Here is a 15,322-nt window from a genome sequence, read left to right on the forward strand (position 1 = left end):
TGGTTATTATTCTGATAAGCTCATCTTATTTCTTGACTTTAGGACGTTTCGCACCATACTTGGAGCGAGCCTGCATCCGGTTAGCAACACCTGCAGTATCCAGTGCACCACGAACGATGTGGTAACGAACTCCTGCAAGGTCCTTAACTTTACCTCCGCGCAGCAATACTACACTGTGCTCTTGAAGGTTGTGTCCGATACCCGGAATGTAAGCAGTCACCTCAAGACGGTTCGTCAGACGAACACGGGCATACTTACGAAGTGCTGAGTTTGGTTTACGTGGAGTCATTGTGCCTACACGAGTGCATACACCGCGTTTCTGCGGAGCGCTCAAATTTGTAGCCTCACGCTTGAGGGCGTTGAACCCTTTTTGAAGAGCGGGAGATTTGGATTTTTCGATTTTGGCTTGACGGCCTTTACGAACCAATTGATTAATAGTTGGCATGTTGTGCCACCCCCTTCCTGAAATGATAGTCAATTTACAAACATTAAGTCCACAGACCCAGGTGGTTCATAAAAAGACAAATGAAAAGTCCTTGCTGCCGAAGTGTACCCCGGTACAAAAACGTTCTCTTGCTGCTATTGTTTTAAGACGGCTGCCATCGCAGCACCAACTTCTATACCGCAGGCCTTGCCCAAATTCAGCATCGTGTCCACATAAGTGACCTTCACACCTTGTTTGTTGCAAAGCATTACAATTCTGGAAGTAAGCCGTTGATCTCCGTCCTCTGCCACATAGACTTCTGCGGCTTGGCCCAACTCCACCGCCTTAACGGTTTGCTTGGAACCGATCTTGACCTGAGCATCCTGTAACCCTCTGTCATCAGTCATGAAAATCATTACCTCCACTGAATAAGAATGACAAGACTACTCACGCACCTTAGACATATTAGCATCCTCAGCACATGATGTCAAGAAAAACGACAATAAATTTATTAATAATCACAGCAGACAGCCGCGTCACGCCAGATTTCTGCGTGACGCGGATACTGCTTGCCATGAGTATTCAATTATTCAGCGGGTACCGGCTCTAAAGCTTCTTCACTGCTTTCAGCATTCGGATCGCTCAGCTTCACATTACGGTAACGATTCATGCCTGTACCTGCAGGAATCAGCTTACCGATGATTACATTCTCTTTCAGACCGAGCAGCTTATCCACTTTACCCTTAATAGCTGCATCTGTTAAGACGCGGGTAGTTTCCTGGAAGGATGCCGCAGACAGGAATGAATCAGTTTCCAGAGAGGCCTTGGTAATCCCGAGCAGAACCGGTTTGGCGACTGCTGGTTCATTGCCGGCAAGAATGGCTTCCTTGTTGGCTGCTTCATATTCATGAATATCCGCAAATGCACCCGGCAGGAGACTGGTATCTCCGGCATCGATAATACGGATTTTGCGCAGCATCTGCTTGATCATAACTTCAATGTGCTTATCATTGATTTCAACGCCCTGGTTACGGTATACACGCTGTACTTCTTGCAGAATGTAGTTCTGTACCCCGCGGATCCCTTTGATACGCAGCATTTCTTTAGGGTCAATTGAACCGTCTGTTAATTCATCGCCGGCCTCAATCTCCTGGCCTTCGCTGACACGCAGACGGGAGCCGTAAGTGATGGAATACGTTTTGGACTCTGCTTCACCCTGGACTTCGATCTCGCGGCGGTCCTTGGTTTCGCGGATTTCCTTAACTACCCCGTCAATCTCACTGATTGTAGCCTGACCTTTAGGGTTACGGGCTTCAAACAGCTCCTGGATACGCGGCAAACCTTGCGTAATATCGTCTCCGGCTACACCACCGGTATGGAACGTACGCATGGTAAGCTGTGTTCCCGGTTCACCGATGGATTGTGCGGCAATAATACCGACAGCCTCCCCGATTTCCACGAATTTACCTGTTGCCAGGTTACGTCCGTAGCACTTCTTGCAGACACCGTGACGGGCACGGCAGCTCAGTACAGAGCGGATCTGCAGCTTGGTCACGCCAGCATTCACGATTTCTTCAGCCTTATCCGAGTCAATCAGATCGTTACGGTGAACGATGATTTCCTTCGTCTCAGGATGACGGACGGTCTCGAAGGAATAACGGCCTTCAATACGGTCGTAGAGATCCTCAATGACTTCCTTGCCATCCTGAATCCGGCTAACCATGAAGCCTTTATCAGTACCACAATCTTCTTCACGGACAATAACATCCTGCGCTACGTCAACCAGACGGCGCGTCAGGTACCCGGAATCCGCTGTACGCAGCGCTGTATCGGCCAGACCTTTACGCGCTCCGTGAGTGGAGATAAAGTACTCGAGGACGGTTAGGCCTTCACGGAAGTTCGCTTTGATTGGCAATTCAAAGATTCGGCCCGAAGGTGTTGCCATCAGACCACGCATCCCACCGAGCTGGGTGATCTGCGATTTGTTACCACGCGCCTTGGAGTCGACCATGAGCATGATGGAGTTGAAGCGGTCCATTGATTTAAGCAATACGTTAGTCAGATCATCCTTGGTCTTCGACCAAATCTCGATAACGCGGTCATACCGCTCATCATTGGTAATCAGACCACGGCGGTATTGATTCGCAACCACATCAACCTTAGCTTCGGATTCCTTAAGAATGGTAGCTTTTTCCTCAGGCACGATAACATCCGATACGGCAACCGTAACACCGGAACGTGTAGAGTACGTAAAGCCGAGTTGCTTAATTTTATCCAGAATCACTGAAGTCTTGGTGGTGTGATAAGTCTCAAAGCAGCGGGCGATAATGAGGCCCAGATATTCTTTACCTACAGCACTGGCTTCCGGAGCTGCCATGATCAGTTCGCGGACATCCGCACCCTTTTCATAGATGAAGTACTTCTCAGGAGTTCCCTGCAGCAGGTTAGTTTTGGTAGCTTCGTTGATATACGGGAAGCTGCTTGGATAGATTTCGTTGAAGATAATCTTACCCACAGTAGTGATCAGCAGAGCATTCTGCTGCGCTTCTGTGAAGCTGGTTTTACCCAGAGCCTTAACAGGAATAGCAACACGTGCATGCAGACCCGCAGTTCCGCGCTGATAAGCAGAGACCGCTTCATTCACGTTACGCAGGATCATCCCGGTACCCTTTTCTTCCTTGTTGTCCATGGTCAGGTAGAACGTACCAAGGACCATATCCTGGGAAGGGGTAACGACCGGCTTGCCGTCCTTAGGGTTCAGGATGTTACCGGACGCCAGCATGAGAATACGGGCTTCAGCTTGAGCCTCAGCGGACAGAGGAACGTGTACCGCCATCTGGTCACCGTCAAAGTCGGCATTGTAAGCCGTACATACGAGCGGGTGAAGACGGATCGCGTGACCTTCTACCAGAATCGGTTCGAACGCCTGGATACCCAGTCTATGCAGCGTAGGGGCACGGTTCAGCAGAACCGGATGCTCTCTGATTACCTCTTCAAGCACATCCCATACTTCAGGACTTACGCGCTCAACCTTACGCTTCGCGCTCTTTATGTTGTGGGCCAGCCCTTTGTTAACCAGTTCTTTCATTACAAACGGTTTGAAGAGTTCCAGTGCCATCTTCTTAGGAAGACCGCATTGGTACATCTTCAGGTAAGGTCCTACGACGATAACCGAACGGCCGGAATAGTCAACACGTTTACCGAGCAAGTTCTGGCGGAAACGTCCCTGTTTACCTTTCAGCATATGGCTGAGCGATTTGAGCGGACGGTTACCTGGTCCTGTTACAGGACGGCCGCGGCGGCCGTTGTCAATCAGCGCATCTACAGCTTCCTGAAGCATCCGTTTCTCATTCTGAACGATAATGTCAGGCGCGCCGAGGTCCAGCAGTCTTTTCAGACGGTTGTTCCGGTTAATTACACGGCGGTACAGGTCATTAAGGTCAGAAGTAGCAAAACGGCCGCCATCAAGCTGAACCATTGGACGAAGCTCCGGAGGGATAACCGGGAGTACATCCATGATCATCCAGTCAGGCTTGTTGCCGGAGTTGCGGAAGGCCTCAATGACTTCCAGACGTTTGATTGCCCGGTTGCGGCGCTGGCCTTGAGCGGTACGCAGCTCTTCTTTGAGGAATTCCAGTTCTTTATCGATGTCGATATCCTGAAGCAGCTTTTTGACAGCTTCTGCACCCATGCCGGCCTGGAATCCGTAGCCATATTTCTCACGGTAGCTGCGGTATTCTTTCTCGGACAGCAGCTGCTTCTTCTCCAGCGGAGTTTCCCCTGGATCAGTTACAACATAAGATGCAAAGTAGATAATCTCTTCGAGCGATCTAGGAGACATATCCAGTGCCAGACCCATACGGCTTGGAATACCTTTGAAATACCAGATATGAGATACAGGAGCTGCCAGTTCGATGTGGCCCATACGTTCGCGGCGGACTTTAGCGCGGGTAACTTCCACGCCGCAGCGGTCGCACACTACGCCCTTATAACGGACGCGTTTGTATTTACCACAGTGACATTCCCAGTCCTTTTGCGGTCCAAAAATACGTTCGCAAAAGAGACCCTCTTTTTCCGGTTTCAATGTACGATAGTTAATGGTTTCCGGTTTTTTAACTTCTCCGCGGGACCAAGAACGAATTTTTTCCGGGGAAGCGAGCCCGATTTTCATAAATTCAAAATTGTTAACGTCCAACAAGGAGCAACCCTCCTTAACCTATATCCTGATTTAGTACCACAGCCCTCTCTTGACGCTGAAGTCAACAGAGGGCATGGTCCTTTGTGTAATGAAATTATTGGCTTGCTGGTGAACTACTCTATGCCGACTTCTGCGCCTTCCAAATTGAGGCTCAGCTTATCGCCTGACGTCTCGTCCTCATCGTCCAGTTCCTTCATCTCGATCTCCTGCTCGTCACCGCTGAGGATTTTGACATCCATCCCGAGCGACTGCAGTTCCTTGATCAATACCTTGAACGATTCCGGTACACCCGGTTCTGGAACATTTTCACCTTTGACAATGGATTCGTACGTTTTCACACGGCCGACCACATCATCGGATTTCACGGTCAAAATCTCTTGCAGTGTATACGCCGCGCCGTAAGCTTCAAGCGCCCACACTTCCATCTCCCCGAAACGCTGTCCGCCGAACTGAGCTTTACCGCCCAGTGGCTGTTGTGTAACGAGTGAGTAAGGACCTGTGGAACGGGCATGAATCTTATCGTCAACCATGTGCGCAAGCTTGATCATGTGCATGACGCCGACAGTAACCTCACGCTCGAAGCGCTCGCCTGTACGTCCGTCATACAGCACAGTCTTACCATTACGCTGCATACCGGCTTCTTCCATCGTATCGAACACGTCATACTCACGGGCTCCGTCGAATACCGGAGTAGCCACGTGGATACCCAGACGCAGTGCAGCCATACCAATATGGACTTCAAGCACCTGTCCGATGTTCATACGGGAAGGAACGCCCAGCGGGTTCAGGACAACCTGTACCGGCGTACCGTCAGGAAGGAACGGCATATCTTCTTCTGGCAGGATACGGGCAACGACACCCTTGTTACCGTGACGTCCGGCCATCTTGTCACCTTCAGAAATTTTACGCTTCTGAGCGATGTAGACACGAACCAGCTGATTCACGCCAGGAGGCAGCTCATCGCCGTTCTCACGTGTGAATACTTTGACATCAACGATAATACCATCACTACCATGCGGAACACGCAGGGAGGTATCACGAACTTCACGGGCCTTCTCACCGAAGATCGCATGCAGCAGGCGTTCCTCAGCAGTCAGCTCAGTTACACCCTTCGGAGTAACCTTACCTACCAGAATATCGCCGGCATTGATTTCCGCACCGATACGGATAATTCCGCGCTCATCCAGATTGCGGAGCGCCTCTTCACCGACGTTAGGAATATCACGTGTGATCTCTTCAGGTCCGAGCTTCGTATCACGGGCTTCGGATTCGTATTCCTCGATGTGGATCGAAGTGTATACATCTTCCTTCACCAGCTTCTCACTCAGCAGGATCGCATCCTCGTAGTTGTAGCCTTCCCAAGTCATGAACGCAACGACTACGTTGCGGCCAAGCGCAAGTTCGCCCATTTCTGTGGAAGGTCCATCTGCCAGGATGTCACCTTTTTTGACGATATCCCCACGTTTAGCCAGTGGACGCTGGTTAATACAGGTACCCTGGTTCGAACGCATGAATTTGTGTAATTTATATTTAACGATATCGCCTTTGACTTCCTTGCCTTCAACTGCCTCAACACGGCGCAGCCAGATTTCATTGGCAGAGGAGCGTTCGATAATACCGTCATATTTGGAGACAATACATACGCCGGAGTCTTTAGCAGACTTATGCTCCATCCCTGTCCCTACAAGCGGAGCCTTAGGAATAAGAAGCGGAACGGCCTGACGCTGCATGTTCGATCCCATCAGTGCGCGGTTGGAGTCATCGTTCTCAAGGAACGGGATGAGCGCCGTTGCGACCGATACGACCTGTTTTGGCGAAACGTCCATGTAGTCTACACGGTTGCTAGGCATAGTAGTGATGTTGTCTGAATCCTTGTTGTAACGAACGATAACCTGGTCTTCCTTAAAGGAGCCATCCTCATCGATCAGTACATTCGCCTGTGCAACTACATAGTTATCTTCTTCATCGGCAGTCAGATAATCGATTTGCTCAGTTACCTTACCTGTCTTCGGATCTACCCAACGATACGGAGCTTCGATAAAGCCGTATTCATTGATGCGGGCGAAGGTGGACAAGGAGTTGATCAGACCGATATTCGGACCTTCCGGAGTCTCGATAGGACACATACGGCCATAGTGACTGTGATGGACGTCGCGGACTTCAAAGCCTGCGCGTTCACGAGTCAGACCGCCGGGTCCGAGTGCAGACAGACGGCGCTTATGCGTAAGCTCGGCAAGCGGGTTCGTCTGATCCATGAACTGGGACAGCTGCGAACTGCCGAAGAACTCTTTGATGGATGCGATAACCGGACGGATGTTGATCAGCGCCTGCGGTGTAATCGCATTGGCATCTTGAATCGACATTCTCTCGCGGACTACGCGCTCCATACGGGATAGCCCGATCCGGAACTGATTCTGCAGAAGCTCACCTACAGAACGCAGACGGCGGTTACCCAGATGGTCAATATCATCCGTGTTGCCGATACCATGCAGCAAATTAATAAAGTAGCTGATTGAGGATATAATATCAGCCTGAGTAATATGCTTAACCGATTTATCAATGTTGCCATTGGCGATCAGTTTGATGATACGACCTTCTTCGATTGGCGAGAATACGTCAATGGTCTGAAGCGGAATATCTTCGCTGTCCATTACACCGCCGGTTACACGGTAGTTTTTGGCAGCCATATTCTTCTCGAAATAAGGAATCAGCTCATCAAGCAGGCGGCGGTCCACCATTTGGCCGGATTCTGCCAGGATTTCTCCGGTAGATTCATCAACCAAAGGCTGTGCCAGACGCTGATTGAACAGACGATTCTTAATATGCAGCTTTTTGTTGATTTTGTAACGGCCTACATTGGCCAAATCATAACGTTTCGGGTCAAAGAAACGTGCGACGAGCAAGCTCTTGGCATTATCAAGTGTAGGTGGTTCGCCCGGACGCAGACGCTCGTAGATTTCAATAAGCGCCTTCTCCGTGGAATCCGTGTTGTCTTTATCCAGCGTGTTGCGAATATATTCATCATTGCCAAGCAGTTCCAGAATTTCAGCATCACTGCCGAAGCCCAGAGCACGCAAGAGGACTGTTACCGGGATCTTACGAGTCCGGTCGATACGGACATACATGATGTCCTTAGCGTCGGTCTCAAGCTCCAGCCAGGCTCCGCGATTTGGAATTACTGTGGCGGTGTAAGTTTTTTTGCCGTTCTTATCCACTTTTGTGCTGAAATAGACGCTTGGAGAGCGAACCAACTGGCTGACAATAACCCGTTCCGCACCATTGATAATAAAAGTGCCGGTTTCCGTCATCAGAGGGAAATCTCCCATGAACACTTCCTGCTCTTTAACCTCACCGGTCTCCTTATTGATGAGACGCACCTTCACACGCAGAGGTGCTGCATATGTTACGTCCCGCTCTTTAGCGTCGTCAACCGTGTACTTCGGTTCACCCAGGCTGTAATCAATGAACTCTAGTACCAAATTCCCTGTGAAATCCTGGATCGGCGAGATGTCCTGGAACATTTCCCGCAATCCTTCCTCCAAAAACCAATCATAAGATTTTTGTTGGATCTCGATCAGGTTCGGGACCTCGAGTACCTCGTTAATTCTCGCATAGCTCCGCCGAGTGCGTCGACCATACTGAACAAGATGTCCTGCCAACTTTACTCACCCCTCATGTCTACTCACTTAAAAATTGATTGCGAACCCTTGTTTGGACCCGTATAATGGAACCATAACACAAGGATTCAGCCATAAATACAGAAAAGCCCCTTATCGAAATCTTTCGAAAAAAGAGCACATCTATCCACGGCCAAAATACTCCTTATCCAGTAGATTTGCCCAAAACGTGCGTATTATACGTCACCAGGCTACAGTTCATGCGCTATTATCTATTGCCCCGGCGACCTTCGCCGTGACAGGAACATAGAGAACGGAATTCGCAAAAAACCTGCCGTGCGGCATGCGCTTACCGGGCGACAATATATCACTTGACATTTCAGCAAACTAAAGACATGGAGCCTAGCTTAATACTGACATTTTATAATAATACCACTACGGACATCGCATGTCAATGAGTATTATTATTTATTTTTGAGCTTTTAAGATTCTATAGCCCTTGTCTTTCCCTACTTCTTCTACCACTGCAAACATACTCTCCAGCTTGGCAACCGCCGACGGCGCACCCTGCTTCTTCTGAATGACAACCCACAGACAACCGCCCTCATTCAAATGATCATACGCCTGTTCAAAAATCGCATGCACTACGGCCTTGCCGGCGCGAATCGGCGGGTTGGTTAGAATCACATCGAAGGTCTGCCCCTCTACTGCCGATAGCACATCACTTTCCATCACCGTAACATTGCGGATTCCATTATGCTGCGCATTCTCGCGGGCAAGCTCTACCGCACGGCTGTTGATATCAATCATCGTTACATGTCCCTTGGAAGCGAGATGCGCCGCACTAATCCCTATAGGCCCGTAACCACAACCCACATCCAGCACCTTCGCATCCTCCAGAATCTCCATCGCCTCAATCAGAACACGGCTGCCATGATCAATATCTCCTTTTGAAAAAACACCGGCGTCGCTGGTAAAGCGTAGGCGTTTGCCTCTCAGCTCCGTATCGATGCTGCGTCTGTCATGACGCGCTTCCGGCTGCTGCGAGTAATAATGCTGCGACATACTATCCTCCCTTTCACGTTGAACTACACATACCTGCAAGGCTCCCTTATAGAGCAACCCCCTTGAACAAGTTCAAGGGGGTTGCGGAAACCGGAGAGAATGACTTCTGCTCCGGGGCAGTACCTATTGAATCAACTTATTTTACTTCTACAGCTGCGCCTGCTTCTTCCAATTTTGCTTTGGTAGCTTCGGCTTCTTCTTTGCTTACTTTTTCTTTGATTGCTTTTGGAGCGTTATCTACAACTTCTTTAGCTTCTTTCAAGCCAAGACCTGTGATTTCGCGAACGATTTTGATAACGTTGATTTTGGAAGCGCCAGCGCTTGTCAAAATTACGTCGAATTCGGACTGTTCAGCTTCAACAGCTGCTACAGCGCCGCCAGCTGCTACTGGAGCTGCTGCAGTTACGCCGAATTCTTCTTCGATTGCTTTTACCAGGTCGTTCAGTTCCAGTACGCTCATGCCTTTAATTTCTTCTAAGATTGTTTCTTTGCTCATGATTGAACCTCCATTATATTTGAATTGGTTTGTGGTCTTGATTATGAAGCTGGAAGCAAAGGCTTACGCGCTTTGTTCTTCTTTCTCAGCAACAGCTTTAACTGCAAGCGCGAAGTTGCGCATTGGAGCTTGAAGCACGCTAAGCAGCATGGAGAGCAAACCATCGCGGGATGGCAGTTCAGCCAGTGCTTTCAGTTGGTCCGCATCGATAACTTTACCTTCTACAACGCCGCCTTTCAGTTTCAAAGCGTCGTTCTTCTTAGCGAAGTCATTTAGAATCTTAGCTGCTACTACCGCATCAGTCTCGCTGAATGCGATCGCTGTAGGACCCGTCAGGACAGCGTCCAGATCAGTCAGCTCAGCTGCCGCAGTTGCACGGCGAAGCAATGTGTTCTTCAGGACTTGAAACTCAACGCCAGCTTCACGAAGCTGCTTACGCAGTTCAGTCACTTGCGATACGTTCAATCCGCGGTAGTCTGCAACAACAGTGGAGACACTGTTCTGCAATTTGCCAGTCACAACATCAACCGCATCCTGTTTAGCTTGGATTACTTTTGCATTTGCCAATTATATACACCTCCTGAAAATTTATGTCACAGCGGTTATTCCGGAGAAACCCCGCCGTTCCTACGCAGGCATTAGAAAAGCCTCCGCAGATTCACGAAGGCTTGATAAAACGGAAAGTTAATCAGGCGAGCCTGGCACTTTTTGTTTCTATCACAACACCTCGGTAGGAAATTAAGCCCTACGGCACCTACTGTCTACGGTAAGCATATTCACATTTAAGATTGATCACCTTAATGTTCACAACTGTTATAGATTATCAAAGATAACTCTAGGAGTCAACCTTTAATTATCTGAAAGCAGCTGCGTTCACACGAGCGCTAGGTCCCATTGTGGACGAAATAGCGATGCCTTTAAGGTATACACCTTTGGCAGCAGCCGGTTTCGCACGGTTCAGAGCGTCCATAAGAGCTTTAAGGTTCTCGTTCAATTGTTCAGCGTTGAAAGACACTTTGCCGATTGGCGCGTGAATTTGGCCCGCTTTGTCAAGACGGTATTCGATTTTACCAGCTTTGATTTCTTGGACAGCCTTGGTAACGTCGAAAGTAACTGTACCTGCTTTAGGGTTAGGCATGAGGCCTTTACCACCGAGCAGACGACCCAGTTTACCGACTTCACTCATCATGTCAGGTGTAGCTACGCAGACGTCGAATTCGAACCAGCCCTGTTGAATCTTGTTGATCATATCAGCATCACCAACAAAATCAGCGCCAGCAGCTTCCGCTTCCTTCGCTTTTTCACCTTTTGCAAATACAAGCACACGTTGAGTTTTGCCTGTGCCGTGAGGCAGGACAACAACACCACGAACTGCCTGGTCTTGTTTACGCGGGTCTACACCCAGACGAACTGCTGCTTCAACGGTTTCGTCGAATTTGGCAGTTGCCGCCTTTTTCACAAGCTCTACAGCTTCTGAAGGCTCGTAAGTCGCTTCGCTGTTGATCAGCTTCGCGGATTCTTGGTACTTCTTACCATGTTTAGCCATGAAATGTTCCTCCTTTGTGGTATTAGCGGAAATTCCTCCCACATATTGCGGTCATGAATGACCGGTTCATCGAATACATATTAGTCTTCGATTGTGATTCCCATACTGCGGGCAGTACCTTCAACCATACGCATTGCAGCTTCAACAGATGCAGCGTTCAGATCGGGCATTTTGGTTTCAGCGATTTCACGAACCGCTGCGCGGCCCAGCTTCGCTACTTTTTTCTTGTTTGGTTCACCGGAGCCTTTTTCTACTTTTGCAGCGATGCGAAGCAGAACAGCAGCCGGAGGAGTTTTGGTGATGAAGGTAAACGAACGGTCTTCAAATACTGTAATTTCAACCGGGATGATCAGACCAGCCTGGTCGGCAGTACGAGCGTTGAATTCCTTACAGAATGCCATGATGTTGACACCCGCTTGACCTAACGCCGGACCTACTGGAGGCGCTGGATTCGCTTTCCCTGCAGGAATCTGCAGTTTCACCATTTTAATAACTTTTTTAGCCATGAGTGACACCTCCTTGCGTAAATAGTGGTATTCGAATGCTAAACAGCATTCTCCCACAAGAAACCCTTGTGCTTGTTATATCTTCTCCACTTGAGTGAAATCCAACTCCAGCGGGGTTTCCCGTCCAAACATGTTGACATGTACCTTGATCTTGCTTTTGTCTGCCAAAATTTCTTCCACGGAGCCCACAAAATTCGCAAATGGACCGACCATAATACGTACGGATTCCTTAATTTCGAAATCAATCTTCGCTTTAGGTTCAACCATGCCCATATGCTTCAGAATCTGTTCAACCTCTTCGGGTAGCAGAGCGGTAGGCTTAGAGCCCGAACCAGTTGAACCGACAAATCCGGTAACGCCCGGCGTATTGCGGACAACATACCAGGAATCATCAGTCTGAACCATTTCGACCAAAACGTAACCAGGGTAAACTTTGCGCATGACAGTTTTTTTCTTGCCATCCTTGTTTACCAGCTCTTCTTCCATAGGAACAAGAACGCGGAATATTTTGTCTTCCATGCCCATGGACTCAACGCGTTTTTCCAAATTGGCCTTGACCTTATTCTCATACCCGGAATAGGTATGAACAACATACCATCTTTTTTCCATATCAAGCCACCTGGGACCTCTCTAAATAATCGCTTCAATCACAGCGGAAATACCGATGTCCAGAACCCAGAAGTAAAGAGAAATAACTACAATTGTACCGAGAACGATCAATGTATAGTTCTTCAGTTCTTTACGGCTAGGCCAGCGAACCTTTTTGAGTTCACTCCAGCTCTCAGTGAAAAAGGAAAACAAAGACTTGAAACTACGTTTCACGCCGACTACACCTCCAAAAGACTATCTGGTTTCGCGATGAGGAGTTTGCTCGTTACAGAACTTGCAAAATTTCTTCATCTCCAAGCGGTCGGGGTGATTTCGCTTGTTTTTGGTTGTTGCATAGTTTCTTTGTTTGCAACTTGTACAAGCCAAAGTGATAATTACCCGCATGATGTGCACCTCCCGAAGACGTACTTCTAATCATCAAATTAGAAGACGTAGATATTGATTCAAAAAAAAGCCGCGAATTTAGGCCTACCTAAAACACTTTAGCATAATATCAATGTCTGTGTCAACGAAAGTTTCCCCCATCGCACTGGGTAATTCCGGGTGCTGTAGCCTTATGCCATAAGTCATCTTTGATCCTGTTTCTTCTTTTACCGCTAGCTGTCTTCCATAATCATTATGCTGCAATCCGCTTGTGTATAAACCTGCCATCATCCAACGTTTCAGCAATTGTAAATTCGTCGTATCCAAATCTAGCGGACACTAAAAAAAGACTCGAGTCCCGAGCCTTCCTAGTCATTATATCATTAATTGTCACGCACTTCCAGATATCTTTCCAATTTACGTTTCACACGCTGCAAAGCATTGTCAATGGACTTCACATGCCGCTTCAAATCCTCGGCAATCTCCTGATAGGAACGTCCATCCAGATAGAGCATCAGAACCTTGCGTTCCAGATCACTCAGAATCTCAGCCATCTTATCTTCCAGTCCGATGAACTCCTCCTGGTTGATAATCAGCTCTTCCGGGTCCAGCACCTGACTTCCGCATATCACATCCATCAATGTCCGGTCGGAGTCCTCATCATAGATGGGCTTGTCTAACGAGACATATGAATTAAGCGGAATATGCTTCTGGCGGGTAGCGGTCTTAATGGCGGTTATAATCTGACGGGTAATGCACAGCTCGGCAAAGGCCTTGAACGATGACAGCTTGTCACCCTTGAAGTCACGGATGGCCTTGTATAAGCCAATCATGCCTTCCTGCACAATATCTTCACGATCTGCCCCGATCAAAAAATAGGAACGGGCCTTGGCACGCACAAAATTACGGTACTTGTTAATTAAATGCTCCAATGCGCCACTGTCGCCACCACGGAAGATCTCGACAATTTCTTCATCACTTATGAAATCATACTCGGACAGCATTATTTCCTTGAGGTCGACACTCACCAAGAATCCCCCCGGCTGCAACGCAAGACACATCGTTACTTCTCGAAATATAGGAACAGTATATATTATGTTACCTTACACCGTCAACCGGATTTGTCCAAAAACAATCTTCAATAACATATTATGTCATTTTCTCGCGAGGGGCAACTGCTATTCCTGTCCTACTGCCTGCGCCAGTTCTCCAGCCGTTTACGTGTCTCCGGCGGCAGCTTGTCTTCAAGTGAGTGACGGGTTCCGCTCACGCTTCCCGGCTCGATCGCCTTCTTCACCTGCTTCTGGTTCTCCTCAATCTCAAGCCTCAGTTCCCTGGCTGAAATCCGGAGTGCGCCCTGGGCAAAAACGACATGCTGCTCCACAAAATCGCTGGTGGCTACCGAGATCTGTCTGCGGCGGTGCGTGAATTCCCCAACCAGCCGTTCGATGCATTCATCTGCCGTTTCCTTCTCCTTGGTGAAGAAGACCTGGATCTTCCCTTGTTCAAACGACCTGCCCAGTCCCGGCACACGGTAGGCATCGAATACGGCAATGACGCGCAGCCCGGAGAATGCCTGATAATCGGCCAGCATATCGAGCAGCCGGTCGCGTGCCCCCTGCATACCGGTCTGCGACAATGCCGCAAGCTCCGGCCAGCCGCCGATCATATTGTATCCGTCCACGAGCAGGATATCGCGCCAGTCTGCCATAGTTATCCCTGTTCTTGGCGGCGGCGGAGTACCTCGTACATGATTACGCCCGCTGCTACTGAAGCATTCAGAGAGTTGATTCTTCCGGCCATCGGCAGCTTAAGCAGCACATCGCATTTCTCACGGATCAGGCGGCCCATCCCTTTATTCTCATTGCCAATCACCACTGCTACGGGACCGGTGACAATATCCGATCCGAACAGATTCTGATCGGTATCCACATCCGTGCCGACTACCCAGACTCCCAGCTCCTTCAGCCGGTCAATGGTCTGTCCCAGATTCGTTACGCGGGCCACAGGCACATATTCGACTGCACCAGCCGAGGTCTTGGATACGGTAGCTGTAATCTGCGCAGAGCGGCGCTTCGGCACAATGACTCCGTGCACACCTGTGCAGTCAGCCGTACGCAGGATAGACCCGAGGTTATGCGGATCTTCAATTTCGTCCAGCAGGAGCAGGAACGGCGGTTCTCCCTTGGCTTCAGCAATTGCCAGAATATCAGCAACCTCCGTGTAGGCAAAAGGCGCCGCTTGCGCCACCACTCCCTGGTGCTGAACGCCCGGTGCAAGCTGATCCAGCTTACGCTTGTCTACATGCTGAATGACAATGCCCGCCTTGCGCGCTTCCGCAACGATAGGTGCGGTCAGGTGCTTTTGTGCAGTTTCGGCGATCCATATTTTGTTGAGTGTACGTCCCGCTCTAAGGGCTTCAAGCACCGAATGCTTGCCTGCCAGTATTTCCTCTTCAGTTCTCAATTCTTCCATTGTTTTATCTCCTGTTCTGTATA

The 15,322-nt window shown here is 49.1% G+C and carries 16 protein-coding genes and 1 other annotated feature; all 16 genes read right to left on the reverse strand.

Translation table 11 applies throughout. The annotated features are described in order from the left end of the window. Positions 1-25: 25 nt before the first annotated feature. Entirely contained in the window at positions 26-445 is a 420-nt protein-coding gene (gene rpsL / locus NYE26_RS27665) for a 30S ribosomal protein S12 (RefSeq protein ID WP_036721853.1), read from the reverse strand. Positions 446-579: 134 nt separating this feature from the next. Beyond that, positions 580-831, reverse strand: a complete 252-nt coding sequence (locus tag NYE26_RS27670) for a ribosomal L7Ae/L30e/S12e/Gadd45 family protein (protein ID WP_036692367.1) — start codon at positions 829-831, stop codon at positions 580-582. A 179-nt stretch (positions 832-1,010) separates the two neighbouring features. Then, positions 1,011-4,622, reverse strand: a complete 3,612-nt coding sequence (gene rpoC / locus NYE26_RS27675) for a DNA-directed RNA polymerase subunit beta' (protein WP_036721855.1) — start codon at positions 4,620-4,622, stop codon at positions 1,011-1,013. A 113-nt stretch (positions 4,623-4,735) separates the two neighbouring features. Further along, on the reverse strand, positions 4,736-8,281 hold the full coding sequence (rpoB, locus tag NYE26_RS27680; RefSeq protein WP_339251613.1) for a DNA-directed RNA polymerase subunit beta: 3,546 nt from the start codon (positions 8,279-8,281) through the stop codon (positions 4,736-4,738). Between the two features lie 426 nt (positions 8,282-8,707). Continuing rightward, positions 8,708-9,304, reverse strand: coding sequence for a class I SAM-dependent methyltransferase (locus NYE26_RS27685; protein WP_209878857.1), 597 nt, complete (start codon positions 9,302-9,304; stop codon positions 8,708-8,710). A gap of 136 nt (positions 9,305-9,440) precedes the next feature. Next, positions 9,441-9,800 (reverse strand): 50S ribosomal protein L7/L12, encoded by a 360-nt coding sequence (gene rplL / locus NYE26_RS27690; RefSeq protein WP_036721862.1) that lies wholly within the window; start codon positions 9,798-9,800, stop codon positions 9,441-9,443. A gap of 63 nt (positions 9,801-9,863) precedes the next feature. Further along, positions 9,864-10,367, reverse strand: a complete 504-nt coding sequence (gene rplJ, locus NYE26_RS27695; protein ID WP_036721864.1) for a 50S ribosomal protein L10 — start codon at positions 10,365-10,367, stop codon at positions 9,864-9,866. A 64-nt stretch (positions 10,368-10,431) separates the two neighbouring features. After that, positions 10,432-10,585 (reverse strand) — a sequence feature (ribosomal protein L10 leader region). Positions 10,586-10,653: 68 nt separating this feature from the next. After that, complete coding sequence (gene rplA, locus NYE26_RS27700; RefSeq protein WP_036692357.1) at positions 10,654-11,346, reverse strand: 50S ribosomal protein L1; 693 nt, start codon at positions 11,344-11,346, stop codon at positions 10,654-10,656. An 80-nt stretch (positions 11,347-11,426) separates the two neighbouring features. Next, the gene (gene rplK, locus NYE26_RS27705; protein ID WP_019908208.1) at positions 11,427-11,852 is read right to left on the reverse strand and encodes a 50S ribosomal protein L11; all 426 of its coding nucleotides are present in this window, start codon (positions 11,850-11,852) and stop codon (positions 11,427-11,429) included. A 75-nt stretch (positions 11,853-11,927) separates the two neighbouring features. After that, positions 11,928-12,461, reverse strand: coding sequence for a transcription termination/antitermination protein NusG (gene nusG, locus NYE26_RS27710; protein ID WP_020427084.1), 534 nt, complete (start codon positions 12,459-12,461; stop codon positions 11,928-11,930). 21 nt (positions 12,462-12,482) lie between these two features. Then, positions 12,483-12,674: a preprotein translocase subunit SecE gene (gene secE / locus NYE26_RS27715; RefSeq protein WP_036692354.1), complete on the reverse strand. Its 192-nt coding sequence runs from the start codon at positions 12,672-12,674 to the stop codon at positions 12,483-12,485. 21 nt (positions 12,675-12,695) lie between these two features. Beyond that, positions 12,696-12,845, reverse strand: coding sequence for a 50S ribosomal protein L33 (gene rpmG / locus NYE26_RS27720; protein WP_074086515.1), 150 nt, complete (start codon positions 12,843-12,845; stop codon positions 12,696-12,698). Positions 12,846-12,929: 84 nt separating this feature from the next. After that, entirely contained in the window at positions 12,930-13,151 is a 222-nt protein-coding gene (locus NYE26_RS27725; RefSeq protein WP_339251617.1) for a hypothetical protein, read from the reverse strand. Positions 13,152-13,207: 56 nt separating this feature from the next. Beyond that, positions 13,208-13,852, reverse strand: coding sequence for an RNA polymerase sporulation sigma factor SigH (gene sigH, locus NYE26_RS27730; protein ID WP_036721868.1), 645 nt, complete (start codon positions 13,850-13,852; stop codon positions 13,208-13,210). A 161-nt stretch (positions 13,853-14,013) separates the two neighbouring features. Beyond that, complete coding sequence (locus tag NYE26_RS27735; protein ID WP_339251619.1) at positions 14,014-14,535, reverse strand: NYN domain-containing protein; 522 nt, start codon at positions 14,533-14,535, stop codon at positions 14,014-14,016. Positions 14,536-14,537: 2 nt separating this feature from the next. Then, positions 14,538-15,299, reverse strand: coding sequence for a 23S rRNA (guanosine(2251)-2'-O)-methyltransferase RlmB (gene rlmB, locus NYE26_RS27740; RefSeq protein ID WP_076081731.1), 762 nt, complete (start codon positions 15,297-15,299; stop codon positions 14,538-14,540). Positions 15,300-15,322 lie beyond the last annotated feature (23 nt).

The sequence above is a fragment of the Paenibacillus sp. FSL P2-0136 genome (assembly GCF_037975325.1).
Lineage (GTDB): Bacteria > Bacillota > Bacilli > Paenibacillales > Paenibacillaceae > Paenibacillus_AQ > Paenibacillus_AQ silagei.

Bases quoted from the DNA above. Each gene is read 5' to 3' on its own strand.
- rplA (WP_036692357.1), bottom strand. From the start codon at position 11,346: ATGGCTAAACATGGTAAGAAGTACCAAGAATCCGCGAAGCTGATCAAC.
- nusG (WP_020427084.1), bottom strand. From the start codon at position 12,461: ATGGAAAAAAGATGGTATGTTGTTCATACCTATTCCGGGTATGAGAAT.
- rplL (WP_036721862.1), bottom strand. From the start codon at position 9,800: ATGAGCAAAGAAACAATCTTAGAAGAAATTAAAGGCATGAGCGTACTG.
- NYE26_RS27685 (WP_209878857.1), bottom strand. From the start codon at position 9,304: ATGTCGCAGCATTATTACTCGCAGCAGCCGGAAGCGCGTCATGACAGA.
- rpmG (WP_074086515.1), bottom strand. From the start codon at position 12,845: ATGCGGGTAATTATCACTTTGGCTTGTACAAGTTGCAAACAAAGAAAC.
- rlmB (WP_076081731.1), bottom strand. From the start codon at position 15,299: ATGGAAGAATTGAGAACTGAAGAGGAAATACTGGCAGGCAAGCATTCG.
- rpsL (WP_036721853.1), bottom strand. From the start codon at position 445: ATGCCAACTATTAATCAATTGGTTCGTAAAGGCCGTCAAGCCAAAATC.
- NYE26_RS27735 (WP_339251619.1), bottom strand. From the start codon at position 14,535: ATGGCAGACTGGCGCGATATCCTGCTCGTGGACGGATACAATATGATC.
- NYE26_RS27670 (WP_036692367.1), bottom strand. From the start codon at position 831: ATGACTGATGACAGAGGGTTACAGGATGCTCAGGTCAAGATCGGTTCC.
- rplK (WP_019908208.1), bottom strand. From the start codon at position 11,852: ATGGCTAAAAAAGTTATTAAAATGGTGAAACTGCAGATTCCTGCAGGG.